Source organism: Shinella sp. 1A1 (assembly GCF_055379515.1).
The window spans coordinates 248742-260307 of record NZ_AP039672.1; the positions used below are offsets into that span (position 1 = coordinate 248742).

Consider the following 11566-nt stretch of genomic DNA (forward strand, 5'->3'; position numbering starts at 1 on the left):
TGCAAAAAGGTGGTGATGCGGTTCGGGATGCGAGGATGCTCCGTGCCTCGTGAACTTTCCAAAGCGGGAGGCGAGGGGGCGTTCCGGGCGACAATCACGGCGAAAAGTTCTTGAAAACCGTGTAGGGAGTGCTGCTCTCAATACAGAATTCGTATAAAATCGCCGGCGCAGAATAAGGATTGCAATGTGTCAAATGCTCGAAAAAGCCTGAGTCATAAAACCATGGCGATGGCGGCCGCGGAAGTGATACGCGACAGGATTCTCGCAGGACGGTTTCAGCCGGGAGCTCAACTCAAGCAGGATATACTCGCAGCCGAATGCGGTATGAGCCGTATCCCGATCCGCGAGGCGCTCGTACAGCTCGAAAGCGAAGGGCTGGTGAAAATCCTTCCCCACAAGGGTGCCATCGTCGTCGAGTTGTCCGCAAAGGAGATCGAAGAACTCTTCAACATGCGGACACTGTTGGAGCCGTTCCTGCTGAAGCGGTCGGCGCCGCTGCTGAAGCCCGCCGACTTCAAAAGCCTGAGGAAGATCCTCGCTCGTTACACGGACTCGATCACCAATCAGGACAGCGAAAGCTGGAACGAGCTGAACACGGAATTCCATATGGTCCTCTACCGTCACGCCGACAGCCCGCGAATGATGGCGACGGTTCAGACCCTGTTGCAGGAATGTGACCGTCACACGCGATTCCAGCTGTCCAATATCAAGGGCGACCCGGAGCGGGCCGTCAGGGAACACAACGAGCTTCTCCGGCTTTGCGAGGAGCGCAAGTTCGATGAGGCGGCCGCCCTGATGTGGGAACACATCGACCATGTCCGTGTCGTGCTTGTCGACCTGCTGGAGAAACACCAGGCCGCCGAGGCTTCGGGGCAGTCCGCCGCATAAGTCTTCCGCTTCTACCTGATGCGGCTGAGGAAGGATTGCGCCCTGGCGGTCTTCGTATTGGAGAAGAGTTCTTCCGGGCTGCCCTGTTCCACGACGACACCACCGTCCATGAAGACGACCAGATCGCCCACGTCGCGCGCGAAGCCCAGTTCGTGGGTGACGACGATCATCGTCATCCCCTCGTCTGCCAGCGCGCGCATGACGAGGAGGACTTCCCCTACGAGTTCCGGATCGAGCGCGCTCGTCGGCTCGTCGAAAAGCATGAGCTTGGGCCGCATCGCCAGTGCGCGGGCAATCGCGACACGCTGCTGCTGGCCACCGGAAAGCGTCCTGGGATAGGCCGAGGCTTTCTCGGCCAGTCCGACCTTGCCCAGGAGTTCCATCGCCTCGCTGGTCGCCTGCGACCTGGCGATCTTCCGCACCCCTATGGGCGCCTCGATGATGTTTTCCAGAACGGTCATATGCGGAAACAGATTGAAGTTCTGGAACACCATTCCGATATCGGCACGCTGCCGCGCGACCTCGCTTTGCTTCATCTCATAGAGTTTGCCCGCATGGCGTCGATAAGCTTTCAAGGTCGGTACCGCCTGTCCGTTTGGGCGGGGCTGAACGAAGCTCGTCTTATTGCAAAGGCATTGGGGACGACACCAATCTCCAGCGCCGGCCATTCGCATCCTTTACCCGATAAAGGCAATATTGTATATTATATCCATTGCGGGGAGAAGTGGATTTTCGCGAGTGGATACTGGGTATAGCGCTCTTGCTAATTTGGCGAGAGGCCGTGGCGTTGAACTTGTCTATGAATGCCTCAAGCACGACATAATCGACGTCGCGCTAGGCCCGGGCGCGCCGATTGACGAGGAAAATCTGGCTCGTCGGTTTTCCTTGTCCCGGACGCCGATTAGAGCGGCACTTGTGCGATTGGCCTGCGAAGGCTTGGTAGATATTCAGCCTCATCGTGCGCCCACGGTTGCGGCAATCGACATGTCCACGATTCCCCAATATTACGAAGCCTTCATACTGATGCTTCGCGTCACCGCCCGATGCGCCGCGGAAAATTACTTGCCGCACGATATTTCCATTTTGGAGATCAGTGCCGATGCGCTTCGAAATGCGCTCGCAACAGGCAACACTACCCAGGTGATTGGTGCAAATGCCGCGTTTCACGAAAAGATCGCGGCTGTTGGCCGAAATCCTCACTTTTCATGGCTTCTCTCTCGCCTTCTCACCAAGCAGCAACGGTTATGGCACTGGCATCGCCCCAATTCGAGGACTGCTGAATTGCCCATCGTCCTTGATGACCACTCCGCTATCATTACGGCTCTCGTCGAGAGGAATGTCGAAGAAGCCGATCGCTTGAGCAGGGCTCGCGCGGAGCAAATTGCCGCGCGTATGTCGAGGGTGTTTGAGCAATTGTCGAACTCTGAAATCGAACTCCCTTGATTGAATATTTGCCCCCGCAAGGATGGCTGCACGCAAGGGCAAGGAGATCATCGCGGGCTGCGGCGGCGGCGCTGAACGGTTCGCCGGACTTCGTGATGTCGGCCGTCGTCGAATATCGGGCACGCGGTGAACGCGTCGAAGGGTTTTGACGCGATCCCCGGCCTTGAGGTTCGTGAGCCGGAGGGGGGCTTCTACCTCTTCCCGAATGCGCACTTTTGGACTATCGCGGTCCTTCGTTCCCGGCGCAGGCCCGGCATAGCCTTTTCTATGCCGGGCCTGCGAGCGCGGTGCAGGATTTATCGAGGTTCGTCGCTGTGTCTCGAAGGTGATTTGAGGATCTGACCTTTAGAGCGACGGATTCCTCTATTCGCTTGCGTAGCTTCCATCCGCCTTGTGCGTTTCGTTGCCGGAAAGAGGCGGCGTGAAGACGCAGACGAGCAGCAGGTCGCCTTTCGTGGCGCGCAGGATGTGCGGATCGTTTTCGTTGAGCGAATAGATCGTGCCCGGCTTGATCGGGAACACTTCCCCGGTCACCTTATGCTCGACTTCGCCCTCACCCGAAATGCAGTAGTTGCTTTCGAAGTGGTTCTTGTAATGAAGATGTAGTTCGGCGCCTTCGAGGACACGGGTTTCATGCACCGAGTGGCCCATGCCGTGCTCGCGCACGATCATGCGCTTGCTCTGCCAGCCCGGCCCGGAGACATCCCGTGCGGATCCTGCCATTTCCTGTGAGGTGACGACGATCATTTCAAACTCCTGGTTTTTTCAAAGGGGGTTTTGGATGGCTTTCGCAAGGACCGGTTCAAGCATCCCGGCGATGGCCAGGAGCTTGTCGTCGCCGCCGCGGGCGCCCGTCAGCATCATGCCGATGGGCAGGCCGCCGGCGGGCAGCGTGACGCTCGGCAGGTCGAGCCGGTTTGCGAATTCGGTGAGGGAAAAGGAACGGCTGTTCATCGCGAGATAGCGAGACTGCTCGTCAAGGTCGCTGGCGCGTGGCGGCATCATCGGCACCGTCGGCAGCACGAACGCGTCGAACCCCTCGATTTCCCGGTCGAACTGTTTCCGGCATGCGTCCAGCTCGACGAGCGCCCGGCGATATTCGCCTTCGGGCGCCTCCGCCCCCTGCCTGAGACGCGTCGCGATCAACGGGTCGTAGAGATGTTCCGCAGCCTTCAGGAGCGCCTCGTGGTACCTGTAGGCCTCGTAGCCGATGATCCGCCCCTCGACGGTGATCCGCGTCGCCGACTGCAGGCTCGGGAGTGGGATTTCCGTGATCTCCACGCCTTCATCCGCCAGGGCGTTCATGCAGCGCGTGAAGGTGTCGCGGACGTCCGCGTCGATGACGGCTTCCTTGTAGCAGGCCGAGATGGCCAGGCGAAACGGCGTGGGCTCCGGCTCGGAGATTTCCCCATGCGCGAGGAGCGCATCGACGATCCGGCACAGGTCCGCCGAGCGGGTTATGAGGCCGGGCACATCGAAGGACGTCGACAGCCATTTCATGCCGTCGCTCGAATAGCGGCCACGGCTGGGCTTGAAGCCCACGACGCCGCAGAACGCCGCGGGGATACGGGCAGAGCCGCTGGTGTCCGAGCATACCGCGATATCGCAATATCCCCGCGCAACGGCGACCGCCCCTCCGGAACTGGACCCTCCCGCCACCCGCTCTCCCGTCGCATCGAGCGGCGTGCGGGGCGTGCCGAAGGCCAAGTTCAGGCCAAGGGCGCCATAGGCGAATTCCGTCATGTTGGTCTGCGCGACAAGGGTCGCGCCGTAGGTGCGCAGTCGGGCGACCATGGGCGCCGTTTGCGTTGCCGCCGGTGAGCTCGCCAATGCTCTCGACGCGCAGCTGGTGGGCCACCCCTCGACATCGAAACAGGCCTTCGCCGTCATCGTCAGGCCCGCAAGCGGCGGCAGCGAGGCTCCTTCCTGCCGAAGGCGTTCCCAATCGGTCAGCTCTTCGCCCGCGTCGGCGAAGCGTTCCGCAAGAAAAATCGCCTGGTCCTGCCAGGAGCGGGCCTGATAATCTGCGATGGCAGCCGCAAATTTGGCGTGCGGGGAACGAGGGTCGGTCGGCGCGTTCGGCATGTCGGTCACGTTTCTCATTCTACATCAGCGTCATCAGCATCGCCTCGGCATCGGCGAGATAGATCTCGAGGCGGTCGGCGGCGGTCTCGTATCGGCCCTCGGCCAGAAGTCCGTGGATTTCGGTTTCCCTCATCAGCCACGGTTCCTGGAATGCGCGCTCCTGCGCCCCGGTCACGAAGACGAGGCGCAACTGGGTGACGAGGAGCGAAAACATCTGGTCGAAGATCGGGCTGCCATGAAGGGCGACGATCTCCTGATGGAAGCGCAGGCTCGTCGTTGCCCCGACCTGCCAGTCGGCCCGCTCGATGGCCCCCGTGCCTTCACGCGTGAGGTCCCCGAGCCGTTGCAGCCAGTCGGCCGGCACGGACTGCCGGCCGCGCAGCGCGCTCAGTTCGACGACGCGGCGCACGATGAAGATGTCCTTCAGCTCCGCCGCGGAAAGGCGCTTGACCCGAACGCTCTTGTTGCGCTCCTGCGACAGCAGCCCCTGCTGGCGGAGCAATTGCAGGGATTCCCGCAGCGTGTTGCGGGATACGTTATAGACGTCGATCAGCTCGGCCTCGATCAGGGCGGCGCCGCTCAGGATCCGTCCGCAAAGAATGCTGTTGCGGATTTCATTCGCAACCCGGATGAAAGCTGGTTCGTTTGGAGCGGTTTCGGTCATGTCGGATCTCAGTTTGTCAGGTTCTTCAAGAAGGTCCTGAGCTGAGGATACAGGCCCGCCTTGATGTTCGCGGGCGTATCGTCGCAGATCACCTTGCCCTGCTCCATAAACAAAATGCGATCGGACACATCGAAGGCGAAATTCATCTCGTGCGTGACGATCACCATCGTGACGCCATCGCCTGCCAGGGAACGGATGACGCCCAGGACCTCGTCCACGGTCTCCGGGTCGAGCGCGGAGGTAGGCTCGTCGAACAGGATGATGCTCGGCGACATCATCAGGGCGCGCGCGATGGCGACGCGCTGCTGCTGGCCGCCCGAAAGCTGGTGGGGATATTTGCGGGCATGCGCGGCCATGCCGACTTTCGCCAGATAGTGGAAGGCTTCTGCCTCAAGGTCCGCGCGCGTGCCGAGACCATGGTAGAGCGGGGCGAGCAGGACATTGTCGAGGATGGTGCGGTGGTTGAACAGGTTGAAGCTCTGGAAGACCATGCCGACATCGCGGATCAGCCGGAAATCCTCCTTGAACAGGTGGGCACCCGACGCGGACGCCCCGGCGGAGATGAAGGGTTCGCCATGCAGGCGCACCGAGCCGCTATCCATATGCTCCAGTCCGTTCAAGGTCCGGATGAAGGTGGTCTTGCCGGAACCGGAGCGACCGATGATCGAGATCACCTCGCCCGGCTGAACCGTCAGGTCGACGCCCTTGAGAACCTGCAGGTCGCCGAAGGCCTTGTGGACGCCCTTCGCCTCCAGCGCCGGAATGTCCGCCGGCTGGCGCCTGGAGGCCGGCCGGGCGGTGAAGCGCGCGATCTTCGCCGCGACTTCCCCTTCCGAGAGCGGCTGGGCCTTCTGTCCCAGCCGGTTCACGTCAGCCGATCGCTCGAGAAAGGTGATGCTGCGATCGAAGATCGTGACGATGAGGATGTAATAGAAGGCGACGGCCGTGAGCGTCTCGAGGATCAGGAAGTTCTGGGTGTAGAGCCGCTGGCCGACAAGCAGGATTTCCGCAAGCGAGATGACCGAGACGAGCGAGGTCAGCTTCACGATCGTCACGAGCTCGTTCGCAAGGGCGGGAAGAGCGACGCGGATCGCCTGCGGAATGACGATCAGGCGCTGTATCCCGAAAAAGGAGAGCCCGAGCGCGCGGCCGGCCTCGACCTGGCCTTTCGGTATGGCGATGAGCCCGCCTCGATGGATCTCGGCCATATAGGCCGCCTCGCTGACGACGAGGGCGATGAAACCGGCCGTGAAGGCATTCGACAGGACCGACCGGAGCGCGGGGAAGACCTGCGGCATGCTGTAGATGAAGATGAGCAGGACCAGCAGGGGCAGGCTTCTGAAGAACCAGATATAGGTTTGCGTCGCGCGGGCCAGCACCTTCCACCGGGATCTCTTGGCAAGAGCGAGGGCGAAGCCGACGACGGCCGCGACGAGCCAGCTCGCCAGACTCAGTTGCACGACCGTCCAGGACGCCAGCCAGAAATCGGTATCGGCCAGAAGGCCAACGGTATAGTGCCAGTCGAAACCCATGGGAAACTGCTCGAAAATGAGAGGGGGACGCCGGCCTCGCGGGCCGGCGTTTCGATACGCCTGGAAGACGGATTTACTGCGCGGTGGACGTGACGCTCTCGATGTCCGCGTCGCTCACCGTCGGCATGCCATATGCGTCGGCGAGAGCGGTATAGCTGCCGTCCTGGCGCATCTTCGAGAAGGCTTCGCTGACGGCGCCGTAGAGGTCCTTGTTCTGCGGGCTGACGGCGACACCGATCAGCACCGGATAGATGAGATCCTTCGACGTCACCTCATAGTCGTTCGGGAACTTCTTCAGGAGTTCGGCCGCCACGACATTGTCCATGAACTCGACATCGATGGAACGGGAACGGAGCGCCTGCGTGACCTGGGCGTCCGTATCGAATTCGCGGGTCTCGATGGCGCCGAGGCCGTTCGCCGCGCAGTGCTCGTCCGAGAATTTCTTGAGTTTGGGCAGCCAGGACGCGCCCTGCATCGAGCCGACGACCTTGCCGCACAATTCGGCTTCCCCGGTGGGACGGAACGTCGCGTCCTTCAGCACCAGCAGCGAAGAGCCGGCCTTGAGATAGGGAATGAAGTTCAGGATCTTCTGCCGCTCCGGCGTGACGTAGAGGGCGGAGGCCACGACGTCGAAATGGTTGGCCCGGATACCCGTGATCAGGCTTGCGAAACGGGTGTCGATGAACTCGGAGCTCAGCTCCAGGCGCTTGGAAAGCGCCTGCATGAACTCGACGTCGAAGCCCGCCGGCACGCCGTCCTTCAGATAGGCGAAGGGCGGATAGGTCAGGTCCGAACCGACGGAAAGCGTTCCCTCCTTGATCGTCGGAAGCGGTGCGGCCTGCGCGGGCTGCATCGTGGCGGACGCCAGCAGCAGGGACGCGGCCACGGTGCCGGCAGCGCATAGTCCGGAGAGAATTCGCGATGAATCGAGCATATCAACCTCCCATATTGCTCAACAAGATTGTTGAACAGTTTTGTTCATCAATTTGTGAGAGTCAAGAGGGGATTTGCCGAGCCAAGGCTGTCCCCGGTCCTCCTTCCTTTCGTGAGGTATGGGTCCGGGGGTAGCTACAGCGGATGTGCGTGCACGCGCTGGCGCAGTCCTCTGCGAGGACCGCACTGCAGCGGCCCGCAATGAGTGCGGTCCGCCTATAGTGTTTGAAATATATTTCAGATGATGAATTATATTGACATGCGTTTCATCTTCGCCTCTATTGCCCTTCATCGGACTTCGAGGAGGAAGTTCGGTTTCAACGCGATCTGCGGCGTCTTCGGGACGCCCTCGGGCTTTTGGGAGGGGCTTCGGCCTCGAGGAGGAAACTTGCGCAAATTTATCGGCTCGACCGCCATGGCGGTCCTTGCGGCAACGCTTTTTGCCGGCACGGCATCTGCGGAGACGGACAACCCGTTCCGCTGCAAGCCGGGCGAGAAATACGTCATGAACGTCATGGTTTCGGGCGTCGAATACTGGTTCCCGGTCTATGAAATGTTCAAGCAGGCGGGCCAGCAGCTCGGCTGCGAGACGGAATATACCGGCACGCCGGAATATGACGTCAACAAGCAGATCGCCACCTTCGACCAGGCGCTGGCGCAGAACCCGGCTGGCATTCTCGTGCACCCGATGAACTCCGATCCGTTCATCGAACCGATCAATCGCGCCATCGATCAGGGCACGGCCGTCGTGACCTTCGCCGCAGACTCGCCGCTCTCCAAGCGCGTCTCGTTCATCACCTCGGACAATACTCGCGAAGGCACCTACGCGGCCGATGCGATCGCCGAGAAGATGGGCGGCAAGGGCGAATATGCGGTGCTCGAGAACCCGGGCCAGGACAACCACGACAAGCGCATCGCCGCCTTCATCGCCCGCATGGAAGAGAAGTGGCCCGACATGAAGCTGGTCGGCCGCGCGGCCTCCAACCAGGATCCGACCAAGGCCTATCAGGGCCTGTCGAGCCTCATCCAGGCCAACCCGAACCTCGGCGCGGTCTTCATGCCGGAAGCCAACTCGGCGATCGGTGCGGCGCAGGCCAACAAGGAAGCCGGCGGCAAGGTCCTCGTCATGTGCGCCGACGTCAACGCCAATATTCTCGACATGATCAAGGCCGGCGAAGTCTTTGGCTCGATCAACCCGAACCAGGGCATGCAGGGTTACATGGGCTTCATGCTGCTGTGGCTTGCCAAGCACCCGGAATTGATCGACCCGATGAACGATGCCAAGCGCTCGGGCTTCAACCCGATGAGCATCCCGGTCGTCGACAACGGCCTGTCGATCGTTACGGCCGAAAATGCCGACGATTTCTACTGGGACAAGTACCTGAAGCGCCGTGGCACCAAGGGTATCGAGGAGTAATCTCCCAAGAGACGCCATCCGCGCCGTGGGGCGCGGATGGGCTTCGGGGAGAGGGAGGAAGACGATGGCGGAGCCGGTGCTCACCATTCATGGCGTGACCAAGCATTTCGGGGCGGTGAAGGCTTTGACGGATGTCGGCTTCACGCTCGAACGCGGCGAGGTCCATGCGCTCTGCGGCGAGAACGGTGCCGGCAAGTCGACGCTGATGAACATCATCGCCGGCGTCTTGCAGCCGACCGCGGGCGAAATCCGCGTCGACGGCCAGCCGGTGCGTATCGCGTCCCCCGCCGCCGCGCAGTCGCTCGGCATCGGCCTGGTACATCAGGAAATCGCGCTCTGCCCGGATGCGACGGTTGCCGAAAACATGTTCATGGCGGCCACGAACCGCCGCCGCTCGCCACTCATGAATTACCGCGCGCTGGAGCGCGATGCGCAGGCCGTGATGAACCGTCTCGCCGCCATCGACGTTCGCCGCAAGGTCGCCGATCTGCCGATTTCCAGCCAGCAGCTCGTCGAGATCGCCAAGGCGCTGACGCTCGACTGCCGTGTGCTGATCCTCGACGAGCCGACCGCGGCGCTGACCGAAACCGAGGCGCAGCAGCTCTTCTCGATCATCCGCGATCTCAAGGCGAATGGCATATCGATCATCTATATCAGCCACCGCATGGCCGAGATTTTCAGCCTTTGCGACCGCGTGACCGTTTTCCGCGACGGCCGCTATGTCTGCACGGACCGTATTTCGGACGTGACTCCCGACGACGTGGTGCGCCGCATGGTGGGCCGCGAGATCACTCAGCTTTATCCCGACAAGCTGCGGCCGGACGAGAAGACGGCCGAAACGATTCTCGAGGTGGACGGCATCGGCGACGGCTCCCGCTTCCAGAATGTCAGCTTCAATTTACGCAAGGGCGAGATCCTCGGCATAGGCGGCCTGATCGGCTCCGGTCGAACGGAGATCGCCGAGAGTATCTGCGGTCTGCGGTCCCGTGCCGAAGGCATGGTGCGGCTGCATGGCGCCGTACAGAAGATCGCCACCTATTCCGATGCGGTGAAGGCGGGCATCGTCTACCTGTCAGAAGACCGGAAGGGTTCCGGCGTCTTCCTCGATATGTCCATCGCGCAGAACATTTCCGTGCTGGACCTGAAATCGCTGACCAATGCCGCCGGCCTGCTCGATGGCCGTGCCGAAGCGGCTCTGGCCGAGGATTTCGCAAGGCGGCTCGCCGTTCGCATGGGCGGTATCGAGGCGCCCGTCAAATCGCTGTCCGGCGGCAACCAGCAGAAGGTGGCGATCGCCAAGCAACTGGCCGTGAAGCCGAAGGTCATCCTGATGGACGAGCCGACGCGCGGCATCGATGTCGGCGCCAAGACCGAAATCCATCGCCTGCTGCGCGAGCTTGCGGGCACGGGCATCGGCATTGTCGTCATCTCCTCGGAAATGCCGGAACTGCTCGGTCTTTGCGATCGCGTGCTGGTCGTCCGGGAGGGGCGCATCGCAGGCGAACTGGGAGCTGACGAGATGTCGGAGGAGGCCGTGATCCGTCTTGCCTCGGGGCTCGGCGCGGCGCGGGTGGCAGATCATGCCGCGTGAGAAGAAACTGGGAGAGCGGGAAATGGCAATCGACACGATGGCGGGTGCAGCGCCGAAAACATCGTCCTTCAGGCGCATCGGTTCGATGCGCGAGGCCGGGCTGATCGCGATCATCCTGACGCTCGGCGTGACCATGAGCTTCGCCTCGCCGCATTTCCTGACGCTCGGCAATTTTCGCGCCATGCTGATGAGCTTCTCGGTCGAAGGCATCGTCGTCGTCGGCATGACGATCCTGCTCATCGTCGGCGGCATCGACCTGGCCGTCGGATCCGTCGTCTGCTTTGCGATGGTGCTGTCGGGTTCGCTCTTCCTTGCCGGACTCGACCCGTGGACCGCCTCGCTGATCGGCATTGCCGCCTCGAGCGCCATCGGCGGCGCCATGGGCTTCTTCGTCACGGTCGTCGGGCTCAACCACTTCATCACGTCGCTCGCGGCCATGGTGATCGTGCGCGGTCTCTGCCTCATCATCACCAAGGGCACGCCGCTGTCGCTCTTCACGCTGCCGGCAGCCTTCAAGGAAGTCGGGCAGGGCACCTTCTACGGCGTGCCCTATGTCATCCTGATCTTCGTCGCCATCGTCATCCTGTTCGATTTCCTGCTGCGCCGGGCGACCGCGTTCCGCAAGGTGTTCTACACCGGCAGCAACGAGAAGGCCGCGCTCTATTCCGGCATCAAGACCAATCAGGTGAAGTTCTGGGTGACGGTGCTGTGCTCGACCCTCGCAGGCGTGGCCGGCGTGATCTACATGTCCCGCTTCGGCGCCGCCACACCCACCTTCGGCGCGGGCATGGAGCTGAACATCATCGCAGCCGCCGTCATCGGCGGGGCCTCGCTCAGCGGCGGCTCGGGCACGGTCCTCGGAGCCATCCTCGGCATGGCCCTGCTCTCGCTCGTCACCTCGTCGCTCATCCTGCTCAACGTATCGGTCTATTGGCAGGACATGATCAAGGGCTGCATTCTGCTCGCCGCAGTCTCCATCGATCATTTCATGCACAAGCGGAAGGCCAGCTGAT

Annotated in this window: 10 protein-coding genes and 2 pseudogenes; 6 read left to right on the forward strand and 6 right to left on the reverse strand. The window is 61.8% G+C overall.

Annotated features, from left to right (window positions below; genetic code table 11):
- Positions 1 to 222: 222 nt before the first annotated feature.
- A complete protein-coding gene (locus ACZ48C_RS17975; RefSeq protein ID WP_424547086.1) occupies positions 223 to 888 on the forward strand; it encodes a GntR family transcriptional regulator in 666 nt (221 codons plus the stop codon).
- An 11-nt stretch (positions 889 to 899) separates the two neighbouring features.
- On the opposite strand, the pseudogene ACZ48C_RS17980 reads toward ACZ48C_RS17975, so the two are convergent.
- A pseudogene (locus ACZ48C_RS17980) lies at positions 900 to 1463 on the reverse strand (amino acid ABC transporter ATP-binding protein); the annotation flags it as partial.
- Between the two features lie 163 nt (positions 1464 to 1626).
- Between ACZ48C_RS17980 and ACZ48C_RS17985 the strand changes: the two are divergent.
- Both ACZ48C_RS17985 and ACZ48C_RS17990 read left to right on the forward strand, forming a co-directional pair.
- Positions 1627 to 1791, forward strand: a pseudogene (locus ACZ48C_RS17985) (GntR family transcriptional regulator); the annotation flags it as partial.
- An 81-nt stretch (positions 1792 to 1872) separates the two neighbouring features.
- The gene (locus ACZ48C_RS17990; RefSeq protein ID WP_464783951.1) at positions 1873 to 2331 is read left to right on the forward strand and encodes an FCD domain-containing protein; all 459 of its coding nucleotides are present in this window, start codon (positions 1873 to 1875) and stop codon (positions 2329 to 2331) included.
- Between the two features lie 363 nt (positions 2332 to 2694).
- Here the strand turns inward: ACZ48C_RS17990 and ACZ48C_RS17995 are convergent, their stop codons facing one another.
- From ACZ48C_RS17995 to ACZ48C_RS18015, 5 genes are all read right to left on the reverse strand, one after another.
- Positions 2695 to 3078: an ectoine synthase gene (locus ACZ48C_RS17995; RefSeq protein WP_119254863.1), complete on the reverse strand. Its 384-nt coding sequence runs from the start codon at positions 3076 to 3078 to the stop codon at positions 2695 to 2697.
- 18 nt (positions 3079 to 3096) lie between these two features.
- Complete coding sequence (locus ACZ48C_RS18000) at positions 3097 to 4416, reverse strand: amidase (RefSeq protein WP_464783952.1); 1320 nt, start codon at positions 4414 to 4416, stop codon at positions 3097 to 3099.
- Positions 4417 to 4435: 19 nt separating this feature from the next.
- Positions 4436 to 5080 carry a GntR family transcriptional regulator gene (locus tag ACZ48C_RS18005; RefSeq protein ID WP_119254865.1) on the reverse strand — a complete coding sequence of 215 codons (645 nt, stop codon included), beginning with the start codon at positions 5078 to 5080 and terminating at the stop codon, positions 4436 to 4438.
- 8 nt (positions 5081 to 5088) lie between these two features.
- The gene (locus ACZ48C_RS18010) at positions 5089 to 6612 is read right to left on the reverse strand and encodes an amino acid ABC transporter permease/ATP-binding protein (protein WP_464783521.1); all 1524 of its coding nucleotides are present in this window, start codon (positions 6610 to 6612) and stop codon (positions 5089 to 5091) included.
- A gap of 73 nt (positions 6613 to 6685) precedes the next feature.
- On the reverse strand, positions 6686 to 7546 hold the full coding sequence (locus ACZ48C_RS18015; RefSeq protein WP_464783522.1) for an ABC transporter substrate-binding protein: 861 nt from the start codon (positions 7544 to 7546) through the stop codon (positions 6686 to 6688).
- 414 nt (positions 7547 to 7960) lie between these two features.
- On the opposite strand from ACZ48C_RS18015, the gene ACZ48C_RS18020 reads away from it, so the two are divergent.
- The 3 genes from ACZ48C_RS18020 (at position 7961) to ACZ48C_RS18030 (ending at position 11565) form a co-directional block, all read left to right on the forward strand.
- Positions 7961 to 8962, forward strand: a complete 1002-nt coding sequence (locus tag ACZ48C_RS18020; protein ID WP_413251198.1) for a substrate-binding domain-containing protein — start codon at positions 7961 to 7963, stop codon at positions 8960 to 8962.
- 64 nt (positions 8963 to 9026) lie between these two features.
- On the forward strand, positions 9027 to 10553 hold the full coding sequence (locus ACZ48C_RS18025) for a sugar ABC transporter ATP-binding protein (protein ID WP_464783523.1): 1527 nt from the start codon (positions 9027 to 9029) through the stop codon (positions 10551 to 10553).
- A 22-nt stretch (positions 10554 to 10575) separates the two neighbouring features.
- Positions 10576 to 11565 (forward strand): ABC transporter permease, encoded by a 990-nt coding sequence (locus tag ACZ48C_RS18030; protein WP_464783524.1) that lies wholly within the window; start codon positions 10576 to 10578, stop codon positions 11563 to 11565.
- Position 11566 lies beyond the last annotated feature (1 nt).

Bases quoted from the DNA above. Each gene is read 5' to 3' on its own strand.
- ACZ48C_RS17975 (WP_424547086.1), top strand. From the start codon at position 223: ATGGCGATGGCGGCCGCGGAAGTGATACGCGACAGGATTCTCGCAGGA.
- ACZ48C_RS17990 (WP_464783951.1), top strand. From the start codon at position 1,873: ATGTCCACGATTCCCCAATATTACGAAGCCTTCATACTGATGCTTCGC.
- ACZ48C_RS17995 (WP_119254863.1), bottom strand. From the start codon at position 3,078: ATGATCGTCGTCACCTCACAGGAAATGGCAGGATCCGCACGGGATGTC.
- ACZ48C_RS18000 (WP_464783952.1), bottom strand. From the start codon at position 4,416: ATGCCGAACGCGCCGACCGACCCTCGTTCCCCGCACGCCAAATTTGCG.
- ACZ48C_RS18005 (WP_119254865.1), bottom strand. From the start codon at position 5,080: ATGACCGAAACCGCTCCAAACGAACCAGCTTTCATCCGGGTTGCGAAT.
- ACZ48C_RS18010 (WP_464783521.1), bottom strand. From the start codon at position 6,612: ATGGGTTTCGACTGGCACTATACCGTTGGCCTTCTGGCCGATACCGAT.
- ACZ48C_RS18015 (WP_464783522.1), bottom strand. From the start codon at position 7,546: ATGCTCGATTCATCGCGAATTCTCTCCGGACTATGCGCTGCCGGCACC.
- ACZ48C_RS18020 (WP_413251198.1), top strand. From the start codon at position 7,961: ATGGCGGTCCTTGCGGCAACGCTTTTTGCCGGCACGGCATCTGCGGAG.
- ACZ48C_RS18025 (WP_464783523.1), top strand. From the start codon at position 9,027: ATGGCGGAGCCGGTGCTCACCATTCATGGCGTGACCAAGCATTTCGGG.
- ACZ48C_RS18030 (WP_464783524.1), top strand. From the start codon at position 10,576: ATGGCAATCGACACGATGGCGGGTGCAGCGCCGAAAACATCGTCCTTC.